At 58.5% G+C, this 792-nt stretch carries 1 protein-coding gene; it reads right to left on the bottom strand.

Annotation, left to right across the window (positions count from 1 at the left end; translation table 11 throughout):
- Window positions 1–792: crotonyl-CoA carboxylase/reductase (gene ccrA, locus ACR0LL_RS21230; RefSeq protein ID WP_480589298.1), on the bottom strand; the 792-nt coding region annotated here is incomplete at both ends.

The following is a 792-nucleotide window of genomic DNA, read 5'->3' on the forward strand; positions in this document are numbered from 1 at the left end:
CAGGTGTGTTGACCGTCGGCAGCTGGCCCCAGCAGTTGAAATCCTTGCGGTTCAGAACCCCCTTGGCGCCCAGCCCCATGACAAAGTCGCGCTTGCTCTCGTCCGAGATGACACCAATCGCGTTCGCACCCGCCGTGTTGATCAATTGGATCGCGTAAGACCCCAAGCCACCAGAGGCCCCCCAGACCAGAACGTTCTGACCGGGCTTCAGATCATGCGGCTCGTGACCAAACAGCATCCGGTAGGCTGTCGCGAGGGTCAGCGTGTAGCAGGCTGCCTCTTCCCAAGTCAGGTGTTTTGGGCGAGGCATCAACTGCTGAGCTTGTACACGGGTAAACTGACTGAAGGACCCATCGGGTGTTTCGTATCCCCAGATGCGTTGGCTGGGCGAATACATCGGATCACCACCGTTGCATTCTTCGTCGTCGCCATCGTCCTGATTACAGTGAATGACAACCTCGTCGCCAACCTTCCAGCGCTTTACCTTGTCGCCCACCGCCCAGACAATGCCAGACGCGTCCGAGCCGGCGATGTGATAAGGCGCTTTGTGGCCATCAAACGGGCTGATAGGCTGGCCCAACGCAGCCCATACGCCATTATAGTTTACACCGGCAGCCATCACCAACACCAGCACCTCATTGCTGTCCAGCGTCGGAACATCCACCACTTCCTGCAGCATCGCGGTGTTTGGCTCGCCGTGGCGTTCCTTGCGAATGGCCCAGGCGTACATTTGCTTGGGCACAAACCCCATGGGCGGGATCTCTCCCATCTCATAGAGGTCTTTTTCGGGTG

This window comes from Ruegeria sp. AI2, from assembly GCF_056541275.1.